Annotated in this window: 18 protein-coding genes; 12 read left to right on the plus strand and 6 right to left on the minus strand. The window is 59.2% G+C overall.

From position 1 onward, the window contains the following. From tkt to ACJ8HB_RS04905, 3 genes are all read right to left on the minus strand, one after another. The coding region (gene tkt, locus ACJ8HB_RS04895; protein ID WP_442520176.1) for a transketolase at window positions 1-1,418 on the minus strand (1,418 nt) is incomplete at its 3' end. An 18-nt stretch (window positions 1,419-1,436) separates the two neighbouring features. After that, window positions 1,437-2,387 (minus strand): transaldolase, encoded by a 951-nt coding sequence (tal, locus tag ACJ8HB_RS04900; protein ID WP_033655004.1) that lies wholly within the window; start codon window positions 2,385-2,387, stop codon window positions 1,437-1,439. Between the two features lie 257 nt (window positions 2,388-2,644). Next, complete coding sequence (locus tag ACJ8HB_RS04905) at window positions 2,645-3,238, minus strand: lytic polysaccharide monooxygenase (RefSeq protein WP_033655003.1); 594 nt, start codon at window positions 3,236-3,238, stop codon at window positions 2,645-2,647. Between the two features lie 404 nt (window positions 3,239-3,642). Here ACJ8HB_RS04905 and ACJ8HB_RS04910 point away from each other — a divergent pair, with 404 nt between their 5' ends. Further along, window positions 3,643-4,584: a LysR family transcriptional regulator gene (locus ACJ8HB_RS04910; protein WP_033635481.1), complete on the plus strand. Its 942-nt coding sequence runs from the start codon at window positions 3,643-3,645 to the stop codon at window positions 4,582-4,584. Between the two features lie 86 nt (window positions 4,585-4,670). Here ACJ8HB_RS04910 and ACJ8HB_RS04915 read toward each other — a convergent pair whose 3' ends face one another. Continuing rightward, entirely contained in the window at window positions 4,671-6,170 is a 1,500-nt protein-coding gene (locus ACJ8HB_RS04915; RefSeq protein WP_033655002.1) for a glycosyl hydrolase family 18 protein, read from the minus strand. A gap of 292 nt (window positions 6,171-6,462) precedes the next feature. Between ACJ8HB_RS04915 and ACJ8HB_RS04920 the strand changes: the two genes are divergently transcribed. The 8 genes from ACJ8HB_RS04920 to ACJ8HB_RS04955 all read left to right on the plus strand — a co-directional run bounded on the left by ACJ8HB_RS04920 (window position 6,463) and on the right by ACJ8HB_RS04955 (window position 13,815). Beyond that, window positions 6,463-6,789, plus strand: coding sequence for a phage holin, lambda family (locus tag ACJ8HB_RS04920; RefSeq protein ID WP_004936551.1), 327 nt, complete (start codon window positions 6,463-6,465; stop codon window positions 6,787-6,789). Then, window positions 6,779-7,180, plus strand: a complete 402-nt coding sequence (locus tag ACJ8HB_RS04925; RefSeq protein WP_033635478.1) for a M15 family metallopeptidase — start codon at window positions 6,779-6,781, stop codon at window positions 7,178-7,180. The genes ACJ8HB_RS04920 and ACJ8HB_RS04925 overlap by 11 nt, the downstream gene beginning before the upstream one ends. Then, window positions 7,177-7,557, plus strand: coding sequence for a DUF2570 family protein (locus ACJ8HB_RS04930; RefSeq protein ID WP_033635477.1), 381 nt, complete (start codon window positions 7,177-7,179; stop codon window positions 7,555-7,557). The genes ACJ8HB_RS04925 and ACJ8HB_RS04930 overlap by 4 nt, the downstream gene beginning before the upstream one ends. Then, window positions 7,538-7,711 carry an Rz1-like lysis system protein LysC gene (gene lysC / locus ACJ8HB_RS04935; RefSeq protein WP_039564819.1) on the plus strand — a complete coding sequence of 58 codons (174 nt, stop codon included), beginning with the start codon at window positions 7,538-7,540 and terminating at the stop codon, window positions 7,709-7,711. Before ACJ8HB_RS04930 ends, lysC begins: the two co-directional genes overlap by 20 nt. Before the next feature lie 212 nt (window positions 7,712-7,923). Beyond that, window positions 7,924-10,203, plus strand: a complete 2,280-nt coding sequence (gene maeB, locus ACJ8HB_RS04940) for an NADP-dependent oxaloacetate-decarboxylating malate dehydrogenase (RefSeq protein ID WP_016926766.1) — start codon at window positions 7,924-7,926, stop codon at window positions 10,201-10,203. 115 nt (window positions 10,204-10,318) lie between these two features. Further along, the gene (locus tag ACJ8HB_RS04945; RefSeq protein ID WP_004936539.1) at window positions 10,319-10,528 is read left to right on the plus strand and encodes a type II toxin-antitoxin system Phd/YefM family antitoxin; all 210 of its coding nucleotides are present in this window, start codon (window positions 10,319-10,321) and stop codon (window positions 10,526-10,528) included. 472 nt (window positions 10,529-11,000) lie between these two features. After that, entirely contained in the window at window positions 11,001-13,547 is a 2,547-nt protein-coding gene (locus ACJ8HB_RS04950; RefSeq protein ID WP_094859998.1) for a colicin-like bacteriocin tRNase domain-containing protein, read from the plus strand. A gap of 13 nt (window positions 13,548-13,560) precedes the next feature. Beyond that, the gene (locus tag ACJ8HB_RS04955) at window positions 13,561-13,815 is read left to right on the plus strand and encodes a colicin E3-like toxin immunity protein (RefSeq protein ID WP_047571055.1); all 255 of its coding nucleotides are present in this window, start codon (window positions 13,561-13,563) and stop codon (window positions 13,813-13,815) included. A gap of 200 nt (window positions 13,816-14,015) precedes the next feature. Here ACJ8HB_RS04955 and mmuM read toward each other — a convergent pair whose 3' ends face one another. Beyond that, a complete protein-coding gene (gene mmuM / locus ACJ8HB_RS04960) occupies window positions 14,016-14,954 on the minus strand; it encodes a homocysteine S-methyltransferase (RefSeq protein ID WP_094859997.1) in 939 nt (312 codons plus the stop codon). Then, window positions 14,944-16,353 (minus strand): S-methylmethionine permease, encoded by a 1,410-nt coding sequence (gene mmuP, locus ACJ8HB_RS04965; RefSeq protein ID WP_033635472.1) that lies wholly within the window; start codon window positions 16,351-16,353, stop codon window positions 14,944-14,946. The genes mmuM and mmuP overlap by 11 nt, the downstream gene beginning before the upstream one ends. A 177-nt stretch (window positions 16,354-16,530) precedes the next feature. Here mmuP and ACJ8HB_RS04970 point away from each other — a divergent pair, with 177 nt between their 5' ends. The 3 genes from ACJ8HB_RS04970 (at window position 16,531) to ACJ8HB_RS04980 (ending at window position 20,457) form a co-directional block, all read left to right on the plus strand. Next, window positions 16,531-17,370, plus strand: a complete 840-nt coding sequence (locus ACJ8HB_RS04970; protein WP_041038076.1) for a ChaN family lipoprotein — start codon at window positions 16,531-16,533, stop codon at window positions 17,368-17,370. Between the two features lie 102 nt (window positions 17,371-17,472). Continuing rightward, window positions 17,473-18,276, plus strand: coding sequence for a TonB family protein (locus tag ACJ8HB_RS04975; RefSeq protein ID WP_033649853.1), 804 nt, complete (start codon window positions 17,473-17,475; stop codon window positions 18,274-18,276). A gap of 54 nt (window positions 18,277-18,330) precedes the next feature. Continuing rightward, window positions 18,331-20,457: a S9 family peptidase gene (locus ACJ8HB_RS04980; protein ID WP_080289929.1), complete on the plus strand. Its 2,127-nt coding sequence runs from the start codon at window positions 18,331-18,333 to the stop codon at window positions 20,455-20,457. Window positions 20,458-20,555 lie beyond the last annotated feature (98 nt).

Below are 20,555 nucleotides of genomic sequence, written 5' to 3' on the forward strand. Positions count from 1 at the left end.
TGGGTCGGGCCGTCTTCGCCCAGACCGATGGAGTCGTGGGTGTAGACGAACACGTTGCGCAGCTTCATCAGCGCCGCCATGCGCACCGCGTTGCGGGCGTATTCCACGAACATCAGGAAGGTCGCCGAGTACGGCAGGAAGCCGCCGTGCAGCGCGATGCCGTTGGTGATGGCGGTCATGCCGAACTCGCGCACGCCGTAATGAATGTAGTTGCCCGCAGGGTCAACGTTCAGCGCTTTCGAGCCGGACCACATGGTCAGGTTGCTCGGCGCCAGGTCGGCGGAGCCGCCCAGGAACTCCGGCAGCACCTTGCCGAACGCTTCCAGCGCGTTCTGCGACGCCTTGCGGCTGGCGATGTTGGCCGGGTTGGCCTGCAGTTTTTCAACGAACGCCTTGGCGTCGGCTTTCCAGTCGGCCGGCAGCTCGCCGTTCATGCGGCGCTTGAACTCGGCAGCCAGCTCCGGGAAGGCCCTGGCGTAGGCGGCGAATTTGTCGTTCCAGGCCGCTTCTTTGGCCTGACCGGCTTCTTTGGCGTCCCACTGGGCGTAGATGTCCTGCGGGATTTCAAAGGCGGCGTATTTCCAGCCCAGCGCTTCGCGGGTGGCGGCCACTTCGGCGGCGCCCAGCGCGGCGCCGTGCACGTCATGGGTGCCGGCCTTGTTCGGCGAACCGAAGCCGATAACGGTCTTGCACATCAGCAGCGACGGCTTGTCGGTCACCTTGCGGGCTTCTTCAATCGCGGCCTTGATGGCGTCCGGGTTGTGGCCGTCGACGTTGCGCACCACGTGCCAGCCGTAGGCTTCAAAGCGCAGGGCGGTGTCGTCGGTGAACCAGCCGTCGACGTGGCCGTCGATGGAGATGCCGTTGTCATCGTAGAAAGCGGTCAGCTTGCCGAGCTTGAGGGTACCGGCCAGAGAGCAGACTTCGTGCGAGATGCCTTCCATCATGCAGCCGTCGCCCATGAAGGCGTAGGTGTGGTGGTCAACGATGTCGTGGCCCGGGCGGTTGAACTGCGCCGCCAGGGTGCGTTCGGCGATGGCGAAGCCGACGGCGTTGGCGATGCCCTGGCCCAGCGGGCCGGTGGTGGTCTCAACGCCCGGGGTGTAGCCGTACTCCGGGTGCCCTGGGGTTTTGGAATGCAGCTGACGGAAGTTTTCCAGCTCGCGCATCGGCAGGTCGTAGCCGGTGAGGTGCAGGAGGCTGTAAATCAACATGGAGCCGTGGCCGTTGGAGAGCACGAAACGGTCGCGGTCAGCCCAGTGCGGGTTAGTCGGGTTGTGGTTGAGGTAGTCACGCCACAGGATTTCGGCGATGTCCGCCATGCCCATAGGGGCACCGGGGTGGCCGGAATTGGCTTTTTGTACGGCGTCCATGCTGAGTGCGCGGATGGCGTTGGCAAGCTCTTTACGAGAAGACATAACGAAACTCCAGTGCGGTTACAGTTGAGCGGCCAACATGTCTTCCAGCTTCTGCTGGTCGACGGCGAACAGGCGAATGCCTTCGGCGAGTTTTTCCACCGCCATGGCGTCCTGGTTGTGCAGCCAGCGGAACTCTGCTTCGGCCAGCGGGGCCGGTTGGTGGAAGCCCTCGGTAGACGGGGTCAGCTTGCGCTCGACCGGCCGGTCGCTGTTTTTCAGCTGTTCCAAAAGGTTCGGCGCGATGGTCAGGCGATCGCAGCCGGCCAGCGCCAGGATCTGCTCAACCTTGCGGAAGCTGGCGCCCATGATCACCGTCTGGTAACGATGACGCTTGTAGTATTCATAGATGGTGCGCACCGATTTCACGCCCGGATCCTGCTCGGCATCGTAGTCGGCGGCAGGCTGTTTGGCCTGATACCAGTCATAGATGCGGCCGACGAACGGCGAGATCAGATACACGCCGGCTTCGGCGCAGGCGCGGGCCTGGGCGAAGGAGAACAGCAGCGTCAGGTTGGTGTTGATGCCTTCTTTTTCCAGCTCCTCGGCGGCTTTGATGCCTTCCCAGGTGGAAGCCAGTTTGATCAGGATGCGCGATTTGTCGATGCCCTGTTCTTGATACATGGCGATCAGCTTGCGCGCTTTGGCGACGCACATGCCGCGATCGAACGACAGGCGGGCGTCCACTTCGGTGGAGATGCGGCCCGGCACGCTTTTGAGGATCTCGACGCCGATATTGACCGCCAGCTTATCGCTGGCGTTGATCAGCTGGGTTTCCTTGCTGCCGCCCTGGCGGCGGGCATAGTCCAGCGCTTCGACGATCAGCGCCTTGTACTGCGGCAGCGCGGCGGCTTTCAGGATCAGCGAAGGGTTGGTAGTGGCGTCCTGGGGTTCGAACTGGCGGATGGATTCGATATCGCCGCTGTCGGCGACCACCGTGGTCAGCTGCTTGAGTGCGTCTAATTGATTCATTGATAAGCTCCTTGACCAAGCTCAACGTAGGGAAATGAGAACCTTTTTCATCATAGGGGGAACACACTGCATCATCGGGTCGGGAATGAAAATGCGCTTTTTCTGATTGTTGCGATGGATAATAACAATGAATGCCGAGTAAACCCAGGCGGGGCGCGGTTTACGGCGGGGGAGGCGAGGGGGGCGGTGGCGCGAGAGCCAAAAAAAGAAGGGTTCAGCGCCAGGCTGAACCCTCAAAGATGGCCTCATTTGGCCGATTATTTGCTCAGGTTGACGTCGATCGCCTGATAGAAGGCGTTGGCGGTGTCGGCTACATCCCACACGGCAAGGATCACGTGCGAACCGCTGCGATCTGCCGGTATATTGCACTGGTGGGTAACCTGTGCGGCAGGGATGGCGCCGCCGTCGTTGAACTGGCAGAACGGCGTCAGATCAAAGGAGGCGCGGGTCAGCGGCTGCGAAGCGTCCCAGTTCGGCTTGGTGATGAAATAGCGCCAGCTGGTGGTGCTGTGACGCGCGGTCAGCTTCCAGGTAAAGGAGTTCGGGCCGGTTTTCAGGTTGAGCTTGTTCCAGCGCGTCGGCGTTTGCTGATCCAGTTCGAAGAAGGTGGACTTGTCGGCGCTGGCGATGTGGCCGTCAGCCGGGCCGGCCTGCGGGAAACCTTTCAGGCCTTCGACGCTCTGCGGTTCATACTGCACGCTGCCGCACTGGGTGTTGAGCTGCAGTTTGCACTGATAGGCGCGGCTGGCCGGCGATTCGACATAACCGTGAGCATTCGCCTGTTGCGAAACGCCGAACATGGCTGCGCTCAGCAGGCCCAGAGAGAATAGGGTACGGGAAGTTTTGTTCATAAGTCACTCCTGACTGAAATTATGTTGTAAGTTGAGCGTATTTCACCGACAAAATGAGAGGCTAATAACGTAATTTGAAATAACCCTTCTTGTCGGCTTGTTTTATTTTTATCATTCTGGTCGTGCGGCAGAGCGGAATGTTTTAACGGCTATTAACGAAAATTATTATGATGACGATCTTTGATCGTTAGGCTGAATTTATTTAACTGTCACAATGCAAAAATAGAGCGCTATGATGAATTTTATATCAGGTCGTGATGAATAGTATTTAAGATAGCGCTCTCATTTATGAAGTATATTGCTTGTTGCCTTGAGTATTCTTGTTCGATTTGATCGATTTTTGTGCGCCACCACCTTGGGAATTTAGTGTCATTTTTCTTGTTTTATTTTAAAGAGGAATTTGTATGACTAGATTATCCCTGGATGCGATTAAAATAATCAGCACCATTAAGAGCACCGGCTCTTTCTCTATGGCGGCGGAGGCGCTGCATAAAACGCCTTCGGCAATCTCTTATCGGGTTTCCAATATTGAAAGCAAACTCTGCGTGAAACTTTTTCATCGCAATGGCCCCATGATTACCCTGACGGATGAAGGGGAATTTCTCCTGCAGGAGGGCAGCTGGATATTAAATGCGGTGCAGGATCTGGAAAGCCGGGTAAGAAACATCCCCAAGCTGGACAATAATATCCGCCTGGCGGTGGACACCTTCTTCCCGTTGGAGACCCTGACGCAGGATATCCGCGACTATATTCAGCATTGCCCGAACGCCAATATCTCGGTGCAGCGGGAAGCGCTGAACGGCACCTGGGATGCGCTGAAGAACAACCGGGCGGATCTGATCATCGCCATCGGCCAAATCCCCGACAGCGTACAGGCCAAAACCCTGATGCTTGGCAAGCTCAACTTTGTGCTGTGCGTGTCGCCCTCGCATCCGTTCGCGGCGCAGAAAAAGCCGGTGTGCAAGAAGCAGCGCTTGAACGACATCGTGGTTGCGATCGCCGACAGCAGCCATGAACTGCCCAAACGCAATCACGGCACGTTGCCATTGCAGCGCCAACTGGTGGTGTGCGACGTGGAAAGCAACCTGGCGTTGCTCAAACGCGGCATTGGCCACGCTTTTCTGCCGCCGTCGCTGATCGAAAAGGAACTGGCCAGCGGCGAACTGGTGACGGTGCCGGTGGAGATGCAAAAGGGCGACGAAATGATTTGGCTGGCGTGGCATCCGGCCAGCAAGGGCGCCGGGTTTAACTGGTGGCATGAGCGGCTGACGCGCAAAAGCGATGTTTACAGCCTGATGGGCCGCGAAGTGGTGCGGGATGGCGGCTATCCTTGGTGCCACAACTGAAGGAATAGAGACGAAGGGACGCGAAAATCAAACGGTTAACTCAATGAAAACCCCGCAGCGCTCGGCTACGGGGTTTTTTTTATGGCTTACGCCACGCGGCCCACCTTCAGCCAGGCGCTGTCGGAACCGGGCGCCGAGGTGATGTAACCCCATTTGGTCTGCCAGACGTAACCCTGATAGGACACCAGCGCGCCCTGCGCGTAAGTGGTGCCCGGCACGTAGGCCGGCGCGGTCATGATCGGCAGGTTGCCGGGGCCGACGCCGGTGTAACGCAGGCCGGTGCCCATATCCAGCTGGCTGTCGTCGTAGTCCGCGGCGTTGAAATAGCGATCCAGCGCGGCCAGCAGATCGCCGTTGCGGTTGTCTTGCCCCAGATGCCAGAACATCACGCCGCCCAGCTGCTGCTGCTTGATGTACTTCGCTTTGTATTTGAAGCTTTCGGCATCGTCATAGGTGACGAACAGCCCGTTCTGCGCATGATACAGGTAAGGGGTTTTGGTCTTGTCGTTCCACAACCGCTGATAGCCGTAGTTGCCCTGCAGCATCTGCTCCAGCTGGCGATAGGAGGCGATGCGCGGATCCTTGTCGCGCACGCACTCTTCGCAGCCCACCAGCCAGTAATCGGTGCCCGGATACGGATCTTCGCCCGGCGTGCTGTGGCTGCTGTACTGGCCGCCGTTGCTGCCGCTGACGCCCTTGAAGGCGCGGCCGTAGAAGGGGACGCCCATCACGATCTTGGCGCTCGGCACGCCTTCCATCATCAGGTGTTGCTGCACCGCGGCGTCGACCGTCAGGCTGAACGGGCTGGGGAAGGCGCGGGTCAGCTCTTCCCAGCTCCAGCCCAGATTGGCTTCGCGCAGCGCGTTGTAGAAGGTCGGCCCGGCCGCGTCGCCGAACAGCGCCGCCTGGTGGTTGGTGATCTTCTCCCAGGGGCCGGCCAGATCGTAGGTCATCAGGTTGATGTAATCGAGCGGCGCGACGATCTGCGCCAGCTTGCTGTAATAGCGCGACAGGAAGAAGGCGCCGCCGGCGCCGGCGATAGTCAACTGATACGGCAGCGCCTGGCGGCCGTCGGCGACGGTTTGCTGATTCAGCAGGGTGCGGATCTCTTGCAGTGCGGCGATGAAACCGTCCACTTCTGATGCTTGCGGGTACTCCCAGTCGATGTCCACGCCGTCGAAGCCGTAATCCTTCATGATGCGCACGCAGGATTGGGCAAACTTGGTGCGCGAGGCCGGGGTTTTCACCGCGTTGACGTAGTTGGCGTGCGACACGCCCAGATCGTTGGAGTAGTACCAACCGCCGATGGAGAACATGATGCGCAGGCTGGGATTGTGCGCCTTGAGCGCGGTCAGGCGGTTGACCACATCGCGCGCCTTGGCATCGTTGGTGGCCGGATCCCAGGCGCATTCCAGGTTGCTGTTGATATCCAGGAACGAGAAGTTGATGTGCGTCAGCTGTTTGGCTTTGGCCGGCGTGATGTTGGAAACCGGGAACGGCACGACGGACGTATCGGACTCGGTGTAATTATTGATTTGGTTGGTCGGAATAAAATAATACCCAATAACGGCTTTGCGTGTGGACATGGTATTTCTCCAGAGTGGATGTTTTTAAGATGGGACATATTTCCCGCAGCCATTAATGTTTATTTTTCGTGAAAACGAAAGTCGAAATAAATCACGATAACAATGAAATTTTATTCATTGCCGTCAACATTGGCGCTTATGCGTTGTGCCAGCGCTCAGCATGAATGAATTCGACCATAGGGCCTGTATTTATTCATTTGCTTTGTAATAGCATCCTTAACTAGATTCTGATTATCCGATGTCCCACCGGCCGTGATTGGCATTTAATTAAAAATAAAAAAGGAGATGAGCTATGTCCAGCATAGAGCCTGACGCTGTTGGCTTAATAGTCCAGCGAGTATGTGAATATCTTCAGCCGGTATTAAACGCCATTTTGGCCGGCGTCATGGCGCTATTGCACGGCGCTTACCGCAACGTGGGCATTCGGCGCCGTTTATTGAATGCGGCGATGTGCGCGTTATTGGCCTGGACGGTGCGCGATGCGCTGGCGCTGATGGGCCTGGAATTAAAGTGGGCGAATTTGGCCAGCGTACTGATTGGCTTTATGGGGGCAGATTACATCAACGCCTTAATTAAAAAATTCATCGGCAAAAAGACGGGGTTTAAAAATGTTAAATGACATCGAAGAGATTCGTTTTACCGCCCGCAGCGAAGAGAACCTGCGCGGCGTGCACCCGGATCTGGTGCGCGTTATTCGTCTGGCGCTGCGTTATTCGCTGGTGCCGTTTTCCGTCAGCGAGGGGCTGCGCAGCATGGCGCGCCAGCGGGAAATGGTGCGCGCCGGCAGCAGTCAAACGCTGCGCAGCCGCCATCTGACCGGCCACGCGGTGGACGTGGTGGCGATGCCGGCGGGGGTGGTCTCCTGGGAGTGGGATTACTACGCGCAGATTGCGGTGGCGGTGCGGCGCGCGGCGCGTGAATGCGGGGTCAACGTCGAATGGGGCGGCGAGTGGAAAACCCTCAAGGATGGCCCGCACTTCCAGCTGGCGTTCCGGGACTATCCGGCATGAGCGGCTGGCTGCAAAAACTGATGCAGGGCGGGTTGCTGCTGCTGTTGCTGGCGGCCATCTGCCTCGGCGGCTACAGCTCGCTGCTGTCGCACCAGTTGGCGTCCGCGCGCCAACAGGCGGCGGAGCTACAGAAAAGCCTGGCGCAGCAGGCCGGGCTGATCGCCACCCTGCAGACCCAGGATGCGCAAAACCGTGCGCTGATGGCGGCGCAGCAGCGGCAGGAACGGCAGCTGCGCCAACAACACGAGGCCTATCAGAGGAAATACCGTGAAGCGATTAAAAACGATCCCTGCGCCGCTCAGCCTCTGCCTGGCGCTGTGCTTGAGCTCCTGCGCCCGGCCGCCGGCGCCGCAGGCCGTGCCGCTGTTGCCCCCTGAATCGGTGTTCGCGCCCTGTGAGCAACCGCGGCTGCAAGGGGAGACCTGGGGCGATGCGGTAAGCTATACCCTGGCGTTACAAACCTCGTTACACATTTGCGCCGGCCAGGTGGAGACGCTCAACGCCTGGCGCGCCACGCTGCCGCCACGCTGACGGCGGCGCTTCTTCGACTCGTCTCGCGATCCTTTTTTTACTTTTAAAACGGTCTTTCGGCCAAGGTTATGGCACGCTTCAAAGTTTGTGATGTTTCTCTCACTATACTTCAAGGCTGCGCCCTGTCATTGTACTTGGGCGCCACGGCCCACGGCAGGGCGCAGCCTCAAAGCCTTACCTCAACATAAAAGCAAAAAACAAAGGAATCCATAATGGACGAACAGCTCAAACAGAGTGCCCTTGATTTCCATCAGTTTCCTGTCCCAGGGAAGATCCAGGTTTCCCCCACCAAACCGTTGGCGACCCAGCGCGATCTGGCGTTGGCCTATTCGCCGGGCGTCGCCGCGCCTTGCCTCGAGATCGCCGAAGATCCGCTGGCGGCCTACAAATACACCGCGCGCGGCAACCTGGTGGCGGTGATTTCCAACGGCACGGCGGTACTGGGGTTGGGCAATATCGGCGCGTTGGCCGGTAAGCCGGTGATGGAAGGCAAGGGCGTTTTGTTCAAGAAGTTTTCCGGTATCGATGTGTTTGATATCGAAGTGGATGAGCATAACCCTGACAAATTAATCGACATTATCGCCGCGCTGGAACCGACCTTCGGCGGCATAAACCTGGAAGACATCAAGGCGCCGGAGTGTTTCTACATCGAACAGAAACTGCGCGAGCGCATGAAGATCCCGGTGTTCCACGACGACCAGCACGGCACGGCGATCATTACCACTGCGGCGGTGCTCAACGGCCTGCGCGTGGTGAAGAAGAATATCTCCGACGTACGCCTGGTGGTGTCCGGCGCCGGCGCGGCCTCCATCGCCTGCCTGAACCTGCTGGTGGCGCTGGGGCTGCGGCAACAGAACATCACCGTTTGCGACTCCAAGGGCGTCATCTATAAAGGCCGCGACGCCAATATGGAGCAGACCAAAGCTGCCTACGCCATCGAGGATAACGGCCAGCGCACGCTGGGCGACGCCATCCCGAACGCCGACATCTTCCTCGGCTGCTCCGGCCCGGGCGTCCTGACGCAGGATATGGTGAAAACCATGGCGCGCGATCCGCTGATCATGGCGCTGGCTAACCCGGAACCGGAAATTCTGCCGCCGCTGGCCAAAGCGGTGCGCCCGGACGCCATCATCTGTACCGGCCGTTCCGATTACCCGAACCAGGTGAACAACGTCCTGTGCTTCCCGTTCATCTTCCGCGGCGCGCTGGACGTGGGCGCGACCACCATCAACGAAGAGATGAAGCTGGCCTGCGTGCACGCCATCGCCGATCTGGCGCTGGCGGAGCAGAGCGACGTGGTGGCTTCCGCCTATGACGATCAGGATCTCTCCTTCGGGCCGGAATACATCATCCCGAAACCGTTCGATCCGCGCCTGATCGTCAAGATCGCGCCGGCGGTAGCCAAGGCGGCGATGGACTCCGGCGTGGCGACGCGCCCGATCGAAGACTTCGACGCTTACGTTGAGAAGCTGGCGGAGTTCGTCTACAAAACCAACCTGTTCATGAAGCCGATCTTCTCGCAGGCGCGCAAAGAGGTGAAGCGGGTGGTGCTGGCGGAAGGCGAGGAAGAGCGCGTGCTGCACGCCACGCAGGAACTGGTGTCACAGGGGCTGGCCTTCCCGATCCTGGTCGGCCGCCCGAGCGTGATCGAGATGCGCCTGAAAAAGCTGGGTCTGCAGCTGACGCCGGGCAAGGATTTCGAAGTGGTAAACAACGAGTCGGATCCGCGCTTTAACGAATACTGGGGCGAGTACTACCAGATCATGAAACGCCGCGGCGTCTCGCAAGAGCAGGCGCGCCGCGCGGTGATCGGCAACCCGACGCTGATCGCCGCCATCATGCTGCACCGCGGCGAAGCGGACGCGATGATCTGCGGCACCATCGGCAGCTACCACGAGCATTACGACGTGGTGAAGAACGTGTTCGGCTTCCGTGAAGGCGCGCACGTCGCCGGCGCGATGAACGCGCTGCTGCTGCCGAGCGGCAACACCTTTATCGCCGACACCTACGTCAACGACGATCCGACCCCGGAACAGCTGGCGGAGATCACTCTGATGGCGGCGGAAACCGTGCGCCGCTTCGGCATCGAGCCGAAGGTGGCGCTGCTGTCTCACTCCAGCTTCGGCTCTTCCGACTGCCCGGCGGCGCGCAAGATGCGTAAAACGCTGGAGTTGGTGAACGAGCTGGCGCCCGAGCTGGAGATCGACGGCGAAATGCACGGCGACGCCGCATTGGTGGAAAGCATCCGTCACGATCTGATGCCGGACAGCCCGCTGAAAGGCTCGGCCAACCTGCTGATCATGCCGAACATGGAAGCGGCGCGCATCAGCTACAACCTGCTGCGCGTCTCCTGCTCGGAAGGGGTGACCGTCGGGCCGGTGCTGATGGGGGTCGCCAAGCCGGTGCACATCCTGACGCCGATCGCCTCGGTGCGCCGCATCGTCAACATGGTGGCGCTGGCGGTGGTGGAAGCGCAGACCGAACCGCTGTAAGCCCGGGTTGAGTGACTGGCCCCCTGCGCCGCTGGCGCCGGGGGCTTTTTTATTTTCAGCGAACGTGGTACAAATAATCGTCAAACATGTACATGTACATGTACAGGTAAAGAAAATGACTACGATTAGCTACACGGCGGCGAGAAACAATTTGGCCGAGGTGCTTTTGGAAGCGCAAAAACAGCCGGTGGAAGTGACGCGCCGCGGACACGATGAGGTTTACATCATCAGTAAGGCCGACTATGAGGTTTTGGTCAAAGCCAAGGTGAAAGCGCGTATTCAGGCTAAACACGCGGATACGATTAAGGCGCTGGCGAATAGATGATCTTTTTGACCGCAGAGGATATTGCGGAATTCAATGCTGAAATTGTGCCTCACGGCCGCCAGGATGGCAGCAAAGTTGAGGCTGTAGCCAACCGTGTGCTTAGGGGAGAGTGTCAATATTGATAGTTATTGTACGTTAAACTCATATTTTGCCTGTTAAACTTCAGCTCATTGACTTCGCTTAATTCCTTCGCGTAATGCCTAGCCGCCCCATCTTATCTGCATTGTTCGTCCTTATGACGACAACTTATTTAGTTTTAAAAATGCTTGATGTTCATATCATAAAAATAAATATCATACTTATAGTATCCGTTTTCATGACGAAGAACTTACTCACGCAAATCCCCTCTCTGTTTTGTCTGATATACAGCACAACAGCTTGCTGGGTTAATGAATTGCACCTCCTCTTAAATCCTTCTAAATTACTGTGCATACATACAGTGTTTGTGTGCAATTTCAACAGGAGATGAGTTATGAGTGGTGGTGATGGTAAAAACAGCCGCGGTCCTAGCGGTGGTGTAAATGGTGGGCCAACCGGCATCGGTGGCAATGGCAGCAAAGGGGGCGGGGTTGATGCTTCCGATCACTCCGGCTGGAGTTCGGAGAATAATCCATGGGGAGGCAAGGATAAGGACACTGGCGGGCATACTGGCGGTGGCAACAATGGAGGGGACAGGGATCCCGCCAACAGTGGCGGCAATGTTAACCTGAGTCTGTTTCCGGAAGCACAAGCGTCCGTCGCGGTGGGGGCACAATTTAATCTTTCGCTGTTCGATGGCGCATGGGGATTCAGCCTACTGAAATCCAAAACGGTGCAATCGTTTATTACGAAATCGATAGCCAAAGTGAAAACGCTCGATATTCCCACGGTAGGCACATTGTGGCGAACTAGTCTGTGGGGATTGGTCGTGGAAGCCATTACGCCAACCAAGATTGCTCCTGATGATATGTCTATGGTGCGACATATTGTGACGACACTCCCTGCGGATTTGGTCACTCAGACGCCGCCGGGCCAACTTCCCACTCAACCGGCAACCCTGGTCAGCGCTCGTATTGCTGACCTCGTTGATGAGGGGCAGCAAAAAGTAGCCGTTGTTCGTTCACCGTCGTTACCGATGAGCGTTCCGGTTGTGGAGGCCAAGCCCACCAAGCGACCGGACGTCTATACGGTAGGAATTGTACCGGGCATGCCTGGTATTCATATTCGCGTCAATGCGCCGGCGCCGCCAACCACGGCGAAACCTGTGGACGGTGTTACCGAGATAAATAATGCTGAAGCCAAACCGTTGCCTGCGACGCAACCGGGTGGCAACACGCACGATGGTATCGTGGTGTTCCCTCCAGGCAGTAATCTGCCGCCGGCTTATGTTGCCGTGGTGGAGATCATTCCGCAAAATGAAGTCAATGCCCGCGAGACCGAACGCAAAGCGCTTCTGAGTTATCAGGAAATCCGCCAGGAGCGTGAAGCAATGCAAAAGGCGCGCGAGGAAAAATCCAAGAAATTTGGTTGGCTGTTGCCAGAAGATCTGGCAATCATACAGCAGCAAATTGCGGAAACGCAGGCGCAAATTGTTCTCGGGCAAGCTACCGCGCAACGCCAGTCGGTTCAGGAATCGAATGCCAGAGCCCGTAACCAACCGGCTCAGGCTGACCAGTATCGCCGCGAGCTGACCCGGACCAATGCGTCTACGGAAGCACTGAATAATCAGCTGGCCTCGCAACGACAGGCGGAAACCGACAAACGTGCAGAAATTGCCGAATTCGAGCGCAGAGCACGAGAAAATATGAGCAAAATTCGTGCTCGGCAGCCGACTGATCCGGATATTGCTTCGTTGTCACCGCAAGCGCAAGCGGCGTTCTGGCGCAACCAGGCAAAGAAAGAGTTTGTTCTTACGGTTGGCGATAGCGATTTGCCCAAATATCCTCCGGTTATGGGCAGCAAACCCAGTCCGCTGTTTCTGGATCAACCGGCCTACTTCTGGCGAGAAAGCGGATTTGCTATCAGCAACTATAATTCGGTGGCGGCGACGGAGACACTGGAAGCCGGTATCCGTGGCGCGTTTGCCCGGGCCTCGGCGACGTTGACGAAGATACCTGCGGAAAAACTGTATGCCAACGGGCAAGTCACCACGGCCGAGTTTGCTCAGCTCTCTTTTGTCTTTTCCGAGAGTCTGGATGTGCCTGCATTGAGCGTCATGTCATCCCTGGGTGTCGGTCGGTTCGGATTGACGCGAGACGATGTGAGGAATGCACTCGGCAACTATAATTCGGTGCGGTTACCCTATCGGCTGGTTTCTCGTGAGACGGGGGATGTCGGGGAAGAGAAAATCCACATCAACATCGTTTGCCCTGATGAGCGGAACGTAAAAGGTGCGGTGCCACTAAGGCCACTATCATGGGATGCGGTGAAAAGGGAGTTACGCTTTACCACTGATGACGGTGCTATCTCTCTGACCTGGACACCGGCGAATGACAAGGGCGTATCCGGTTATATTATTACCGTCACGCCGGTTGGTGCGCCTGCAGGCAAGCTTTCGACGGGAGGCAGTGTCGATGTGTCAGGGAAAGGAACGCTGACTGCATTGCCCAATGGTGATGTTCAGCAGATCCATGACTATATTTTGGTTCCACCGGTTGAAAGTGGTCTTGATCCGATTTATGTCATGTTCAACAAACCACGGAAAAAACCAGCTCGAGAAGACAAGCCAGAGCTTATTAAACCTCGAGAAGGAACTCCGGAGCGCGGGCACAAATATCATCCTGCCCCAAAAACTGATGAAATTAAGGGGTTGGGAGAGCTTAAAGCAGGTAGACCAAAAACTCCCAAGCAGTCAGGAGGGGGCCGCCGGGCTCGGTGGTATGGCGACAAGGGGCGTAAAATTTATGAGTGGGACTCACAGCATGGTGAGTTGGAAGGATATCGTGCCAGCGACGGTGAACATCTGGGGGCTTTTGATCCCAAAACGGGTAAGCAGTTGAAAAGTCCAGATCCAAAACGAAATATCAAAAAGTATTTATAGGGGAGATAGTGTCATGGGATTAAAATTACGTCTTACATGGTTTGACAAAAATAATGATGATTTTAAGGGCGAAGAGTATTCAAAAGATTTTGGGGACGATGACTCTCTCATCGATGCTTTAGGCCTCCCCTTGGACGATACAATGAATAATGGTGAGTTTGATGTAAAGGAGAGCTGGGTAGCTTTGATTCAACCCTATTTCACAAGTAAGATATCGACCGAGAAATTTGACTACTTCCTTTCATTCAATTATAGAGATAAATGGTAATAGAAAAATATCATTAGCATCTACTCCGCTCGACAATTTAAGTATTGTCGAGCGTTTTGTTATGCGGTTTAGACATCCAAACTGATTCGATGTTTAATTTATTGCCTGTACTTTACGACGGTCGAGGCCACCCAAGGCCGCCTCAACGTTGAACAGGTTGTGGAGCAACTGCGCCTGCTAACCGAATAACCCCGCCTTTCTCATTTCTTGCAGCGCGCAGCGATGGCGCGGACATCCTGCGGGGTGGTGCGGCAACAGCCGCCGATCAATTGTGCGCCGAGCGTGCGCCACTCCGTCGCCTGATCGGCCAGGCTGCCGTGCTCGCCGCCGCAGGCGTGCCAGGTTTTGCTTACCGCATCGTAGTGCTCGCCGGAGTTCGGGTAAACCAGCAGCGGCTTGTCGGCCAGCGCGTTCAGCTGACGCAGCGCCGGGGCGACCTTGTCCAGCGCGATGCAGTTGATGCCGATGGCCAACACCTGCGGGTTGCCGCGCAGCGCGGACAGGACCTCCGTCAGCGGCGTACCGTCGCTGAGGTGTTGGCTGTCGCGCAGGGTGAAGGCGAACCAGGCGCCGAGCATCGGGAATTCCTGCAGCAGCGTCAGCAGCGCCTGCAGTTCGGCGAACGACGGCAGCGTTTCGCAGGCCAGCAGATCGACGCCGGCGGCCGCCAGGGCGGCGATGCGCGGGCGGTGGAAGGCCATCATGTCATCCTGCGCCAGCCGGTAATCGCCGCGGTATTCCGAGCCGTCGGCCAGATAGGCGCCGTACGGGCCCACCGAACCGGCGATCAGCAGCGGTGCCGCCTGCGGGTGTTCGGCCAGATAATCGCGGCGCGCCCGCTGCGCCAGCTGCACGCTTTTGGCGATCAGCGCCAGCGATTGATCCTGATCCAGGCCGCGGCGCAAGAAGCCCTGCGGCGTGGCCTGATAGCTGGCGGTGATGGCGCATTGGGCGCCGGCGTTGAAATAATCGAGATGCACCTGATAGATAAGCTCGGGATTTTCAATCAGCACCTTGGCCGACCACAGCGGATCGGTCAGATCGCAGCCGCGCGCTTCCAGCTCGGTGGCCAGCGCGCCGTCCAGGATCAGCGTGTGATGTTCGGCCAGCAGGCGGGCGACGGGGTTGTTAACCGACATGTTGTTCTCCCAAAGCGGTTTTTTGCCCGGCGCGCCGGGTCAGGAAATAGGTGAGGTAGCACAGGGCGACGAACGGCAGCCCACAGTAGAGCGCAATGCGCTGCTCCGGATCGAACGCTAGCCCGATACAAGCCAGCAGGCACAGCGCAAAGCCGAGGATCGGCGTCAATGGGTAGCCGGGCGCGCGGTATTTCAGGCCGCTTATCGGCTGGCCGCTGCGCAGGTAGGCGCGGCGGAAAGCATAGTGGGCCGCGCAGATGCTCAGCCACACCGCCACCACCGCAAAACCGGAGATCGCCGACAGGGCGACAAACACCGTGTCCGGCGCGATCACGCTGGTCAGCAGCGCCAGCACGCCGCCGAGCATGCTGAAGGTCAGGGCGTTGATCGGAATGCCGCGCGCATTGACGCGCGCAAAGTAGGCCGGCAGGGTGCGCTGGTGGGCCAGCGACCACAGCATGCGCCCCGAGGCGTACAGGCCGGAGTTGGCCGCCGACAGGATGGCGGTCAGGATCACGAAGTTGAAGATATCGGCGGCGTAAGGCACGCCGATGCGTTCAAACACCAGCACGAACGGGCTTTTGACGATCCCCGCCTGATCCATCGGGATCAGCGCCGCCAGCACGAAGACCGTGCCGATAAAGAACAGCATCAGGCGGATCACCGTAGTGCGGATCGCCAGCGGCACGACTTTTTCCGGGTTCTCGGTTTCGCCGGCGGCGATGCCGATCAGTTCCGTGCCGGAGAAGGCGAAGTTCACCGCCACCATGGTCATCAGGATCGGCAGCGTGCCGTGCGGCAGCCAGCCGGAAGCGGTCAGGTTATGCAGGAACGGCGCCGGGGTACCGTCTTTCATCGGCAGCAGGCCGAACATGGCGGCGCCGCCCAGAATGATAAACGCCAGAATGGTCACCACTTTGATCAGCGAAAACCAGAATTCGCTTTCGGCGAAAAAGCGGGTGGTCACCACGTTAAGCAGGAAAATGGCCACGCAGAAGATCAAACACCACAGCCACACCGGCGACTGCGGGAACCAGTACTGCATGCAGAATCCGGCGGCGGTCAGGCTGGAGCCGAGCGCCACCGTCCAGGTGAGCCAATACAGCCAGGCGACGGTATAGCCGGTGGCCGGCCCCAGATAGCGCGAAGCATAGACGTGAAAGGCGCCGGTTTCCGGCATCGCCACCGACAGCTCGCCCAGGCACAGCATCACCAGATACACCACCAGCGCGCCGATCAGGTAGGCCAGCAGCGTGCCGAGCGCCCCGGTGGTGGAGATGATGTAGCCGGTGTTGAAAAACAGCCCGGTGCCGATCACGCCGCCCAGCGACAGCATCACCAGGTGCCGGGCCTTCATGCTGCGTTTGAACTGTCCTGCGGCGGGTGCCGATGGTTGCATAATAATCTATCCGTATAGACGTCTAAATATCTGAATGGCTATTGGTTATACCCGCAATGCTTTTTCAACGCAATGCGCAGCCGGCGATCGGCGCGTAAAAAAATCGTTAAGCCGGATCTATATGCAAATGATAATTATTATCTATAATGTCGCCATTTTCGATAATGGGGCAACATGATGAGATACCTGATTTTATTGGCGGCGTTGGCGCTCGGCGCCTGCAGCCAGGCGCCGGTGAAGGCGCCGGCCAACGACGTCGCGAGTTTGGGGAGCATCACCGATCTGCACAGCGGCGCGACCCTGACGCCGGAGCAGCTGTTGACGCGATTGGCGCAGCAGCCGCGGGTGATCCTGGGTGAGAAACATGACAATCCTTACCACCATCAGATTGAGCAATGGCTGGTGCAGCAGCTGCCGCAGCGGCGGCCGCAGGGCAGCGTGCTGATGGAGATGATCAACCCGAACCAACAGGCGCAGGTCGACAAGGTCAAGCAGTGGTTGCAGAGCGATCCGACGGTGCGCGACGGCCGCGTAGCGGAGCTGATCGCCTGGCAGCCGGGCTGGAAGTGGGAGCTGTATGGCGGGGTGACGATGGCGGCGATGCGCGCGCCTTACCCGCTGTGGTCGGCCAACCTGGATCGCAGCGAGATTACGGCGTTCTATCAGCAGCCGCAATTCCCGGCGGGGCAGCTATCGGCGCAGCCGGCGGTGCGCAAGGCGCTGGAAGAGACCATTCGCACTTCGCACGGCGGCAAGATTGAGGCCGACCAGTTGCGTGCGATGCTGGCGATCCAGCAGCAGCGCGACCGGCGCATGGCTGAGCGCCTGCTGGCGGCGCCCACGCCCGCGCTGTTGATCGCCGGTGGCTATCACGCCGCCAAATCGGTGGGGGTGCCGCTGCACGTGCGGGATCTGCAACCGGCGGCGGCGCTGACGGTGCTGATGCTGGCGGAGCCGGGCGTACAGGTCGATGCGAACACCGCAGACTACCTGTGGATCACACCATCAGTGAAATGAATACGTTAAGAGAGTGAAAAGGGGTATTAATTATAGTTGCAAATGATTATCATTAGTAAATGTGATCTGCAATCATTCGCAATTAAGCAAGCTAATGCCCCTATGTTAAGTCAGTCTTACTCCCTCCCGGCCTTTGAACTGCCGCAGCCGCGCTGGGCGCGCGGCCTGCTGCTCGCTCTGGCGGCGCACGCGGCGTTGGTGCTGCTGTTTTACTGGCCGCAGACGGCGCTGGAGCCGGTGGTGTTGCCACCGCCGGCGGTGATGATGAGCTGGGCGGCGCAGATTGAAGCGCCGGAAAGCAAGCCGCTGCCGCTGGGCGTGCAGCAGGCGGAATCCGCTGCGGCGCAGCCGGCGGAGCAGCAGCAACAGCCGGATCTGCCCAAGCTGGCGCGCGCCGAGAAAGCGAAAATCGTGACGGCGCAGAAGAAGCGCGCCGAACGCCGCCCCCCGCAAAAAACGCAGCCGCAGCCTAAGCCGCAGGAACAGGCCAAAGAGACGCGCAACGCCGCCGCGTCCAGCGCCGCCGCGCCGCAGGCGCAGACGCTCTCTCACCAGACCGCCGCACCGATCAACAGCGACGCCAACAGCAACGCGCAGGCCAAACTGTCGTGGGAGAGCCTGGTGAAAGGCAAACTGAACCGCATCAAGGATTACCCTTTGGATGCCCGCAGCCGCCGGCGCAGCGGCATGCCGCAGGTCAGTTTCAGCGTCGACGCGCAGGGGCGGGTCTCGAACGTTACGCTGCTGGTGCGCTCCGGCACTGCGTCGCTGGATCGGGAAGCGGTAGCGGTGGTGTCGCGCGCTCAGCCGTTGCCGCCGCCGCCGCCGGAGATGCTGCAGCAGGGGGCCGTCAGGGTGACGATGCCGATCGATTTCAATCTGGCGGAGCTGAATGCCCGCCGTTAATGCCCGCAGGCGCCGTATCGCCGTCGTGCGCCTTTTCAAACTTCGTGAGGGATTATGAATCCGCTGTTATCCACCCCGCGCCGTCGCATCGCGGCCGCGCTCTGGCTTTCTTTAGGCGTCGCCGGCGCCGCGCTGGCGCAACCGCAGCCGCCGTTGGCGGAACGCGCGCCGAAAGCGCTGACCGCCCACGGCGAGACGCGCACCGACGATTACTACTGGCTGCGCGACGACAGCCGAAAAGAGCAGAAGGTGCTGGACTATCTGAAGGCGGAGAACCGCTACACCGAGCAGATGATGGCGCCGTACCAGAAGCTGCGCGCCACGCTGTATCAGGAGATGCTGGGCCGCATGAACCCTGACGATCGTTCGGTGCCGTATCAGCTCAACGGCTATCGCTATCAGGAAAGCTACGCCGCCGGTAAAGATTTCGCGCGGTATCAGCGCCAGGCGCTGACCGCCGACGCGCCGTGGCAAACCTTGCTGGACGCCAATCAGCGCGCGGCCGGCCACGCCTACTATCGCCTGGGGGCGATGGACGTCAGCCAGGACAACCGCCGGCTGGCGGTGGCCGAAGATCTGCAGGGCCGCCGCCAATACCGCATCTCCCTGCGCGAGATAGGCAGCGAACGCTGGTCGCCGGAAACGCTGGAAAACACCTCCGGCAACATGGTGTGGGCCAACGACAACCAAACCCTGTTCTACGTGCGCAACCACCCGCAAACGCTGTTGCCATACCAGGTTTATCGCCATCAGTACGGTACGCCGACGGCGGAAGATAAGCTGGTGTACCAGGAAAACGATCCGGCGTTCTACCTCAGCCTCGGCCGCTCGTCCTCGCGTGATTACCTGATTCTGACCATCAGCGGCAACACCACCTCCGAAGTGCGCCTGATCGACGCCAACCAGCCGCAGCGCGAGCCGCAGCTGTTCGCCGCCCGGCAGAACGGCCGCGAGTACTATCTCGATCACTACCGCGGCGAGTTCTATCTGCGTTCCAACCATCAGGATCCGAACTTCGGGCTGTACCGCACGGCGGCGGCGGGCAAACCCTGGCAGACGCTGATCGCACCGCAGGCGCAGCACGAGGTGGAGAACTTCAGCCTGTTCCGCGACTGGCTGGTGGTGCAGGAGCGCGCCAACGGGCTGGTGCAGCTGCGGCAAATCAGCTGGGACGGCAAAACCGAGCGCGCCATCCCGTTCGACGACGCCAGCTACATGGCCTGGCTGGGCTATAACCCCGAGCCGGACAGCGATCGGTTGCGCTACGGCTATTCGGCGATGACCACGCCGACCCGCACCTATGAGTGGGATCTGAACAAGGGCGAGCGCACCCTGCTGAAGCAGCAGGAGGTGAAAGGCGTCGATCCCAGCCTGTATCACAGCGAGCGCATCTGGGTAACGGCGCGTGACGGCGTGAAGGTGCCGGTCTCGCTGGTGTACCGCACATCGCTGTTCAAAAACGGGCATAACCCGCTGCTGGTGTACGGCTACGGTGCTTACGGCATGAGCATGGATCCGGCGTTCAGCGCCAACCGCATCAGCCTGCTGGATCGCGGCTTCGTCTATGCGCTGATCCACGTGCGCGGCGGCGGGGAGCTGGGGCAGAGCTGGTACAAGCAGGGCAAGCTGACGCACAAACCGAACAGCTTCAACGACTTCATCGACGCCACCCAGGCGCTGATCAAAGACGGCTACGGCCAGCCGGGGCGCATCTACGCCATGGGCGGCAGCGCCGGCGGCTTGCTGATGGGTGCGGTGATCAATCAGGCGCCGCAGCTGTACAACGCGGTGGTGGCGCAGGTGCCGTTCGTCGACGTGGTGACCACCATGCTGGACGACAGCATTCCGCTCACCACCGGGGAGTACGAGGAGTGGGGCAACCCGCACCAGCCGGCCGCCTATGCGCTGATGAAGTCCTACAGCCCGTACGACAACGTGCGCAAGCAGCGTTACCCGAACCTGCTGGTTACCAGCGGCTTGTACGACTCGCAGGTGCAGTATTGGGAGCCGGCCAAATGGGTGGCGAAGCTGCGGCGCTTCAAGCAGGGCGATTCGCTGCTGCTGCTCTCCACCGACATGACCGCCGGCCACGGCGGCAAATCGGGCCGCCTGGCGCGGCTGGAAAACGGCGCGCTGGAGTACGCCTTTATTTTGGCGGCGGATCGGCAGGCGCAGAAATAACCTTCAGCGCCGCGGCACGCTGCGGCGCAATAAAACAATAACAATCTTTTACCGCGCTTTCGGCGGGCTTTTTGCTGGGCATTGTCGGCCATCAAACC

Source organism: Serratia sp. CY27727, assembly GCF_052169275.1.
GTDB lineage: Bacteria > Pseudomonadota > Gammaproteobacteria > Enterobacterales > Enterobacteriaceae > Serratia > Serratia sarumanii.